The sequence below is a fragment of the Citrobacter sp. Marseille-Q5395 genome, assembly GCF_947057495.1.
GTDB classification, from domain to species: domain Bacteria; phylum Pseudomonadota; class Gammaproteobacteria; order Enterobacterales; family Enterobacteriaceae; genus Citrobacter; species Citrobacter murliniae.
The window spans coordinates 1-1,311 of sequence record NZ_CAMSEL010000064.1 but is presented as its reverse complement, the minus strand read 5'-3'; the positions used below and the strand labels follow the sequence as shown (position 1 = coordinate 1,311).

2 protein-coding genes are annotated in these 1,311 nt (G+C 56.1%); both read right to left on the bottom strand.

Going from position 1 to position 1,311, the window contains the following annotated elements; genetic code table 11:
- The coding region (locus OH663_RS25960; RefSeq protein ID WP_263525944.1) for a head maturation protease, ClpP-related at positions 1–704 on the bottom strand (704 nt) is incomplete at its 3' end.
- On the bottom strand, positions 661–1,311 hold a 651-nt coding region (locus OH663_RS25955; protein ID WP_200013370.1), incomplete at its 5' end, for a phage portal protein. The genes OH663_RS25960 and OH663_RS25955, both read right to left, overlap by 44 nt.

The window sequence follows — 1,311 nt, the reverse complement described above, 5'->3', positions numbered from 1 at the left end:
CGCGGCCCAAAAAGGTTGTTAATCTGTTCTGGCATATTCTGGTAATCCTTCAGTTTATTTTGATTCACACAGGCCGCGGCCTGCAGTTCTGGTTCAAGCGTGTCAGCGAAACCTTTTTCCACCGCCTCCGCGCCATTAAGCCAGGTTTCAGCTTTCAGCATCGCCTCCAGTTCTTCCTGCCCCAGCCCGGTCTTGTTCATGTAGGCACTGAGCATCAGCGCTTCATTACGATCAAGCCAGGCAGCGTAATCACGCATATCATCGGAATCCCCGGCGATCCCGCCCCACGGCTTGTGTACCATCAGCCAGGCGTTTTCCGGCATATGCACCGTGGCACCGGGCAGGCAGACAATCATTGAAGCCATACTGGCAGCCACGCCGTCCACCCAGATATCCAGCTTCGCCTTCAGACGGGACAAGGTGTTAAAGATTGCAAATCCCTGCATCACATCGCCGCCCGGGCTGTGGATATGCAGATCGACGGCGCTGGCCTCAAACACCCCGGCCTCCTTACAGTCGGAGACGAACTGCTGAGCGGTAATCCCCCAGCCGCCGATCACGTCATAGAGAAATATTTCCACGCGCCCTGCAGCCAGTGCGCGAATCTCATACCAGCACTGACCGTTTGCGGCATCGATACCAGCCACACTGGCGCGGGGGTTAATCATCGTCCCGTGACGGGGCGGGCTTATCATTTGCTGCATCAGGGAGCACTCCTTTATCGTTGGCGGCGTCTGAGTCAAACACCAGCCCGTTTTCTCGGTTGAATTGGGTTTCCCGGAGACGCTGACGTTTCACCTCCTGCGGATTCTGACCACGTGCGCGCGTCCATTCGGCTTCTGTGCCTGCCCCTCCACGGACAATTGCTTTCCAGGCAGCAGCCTCTTTTCCCGGATCAATCCATGGCATGACTGGCCCAAGATAGAGCGCGTTGTAAAGGGATTTTTTGTCGACATCTTTGGGGATGGTAACGCCGCTGAGCAACGCCATTGCCAGCCAGTTTCGGTATACAGGACGGCTTTGCTGCCCAACAAACCACTGCTGCAGAACGTTGTAACCTTCAAAACTCTCTACCAGCTCCTGCCGCTGTGAACTGTAGGTGCCGTTGTAATCCCGCGCGATGCTGGAATAACTGCCACGTGTCCCCGCCGCCACAGCGCGCATCTGACCGTTCCTGAACTCATACAGATGAACATTCGGGCGATTCGACTCCACCATGCCCAGATCCTCGCCTGGCTTTAGCTCGTCATAAATCATCCCCGGCGCAATATCGTAATGGCGCTGTCCACCCGGTGTTGAAAACTCGGTTTC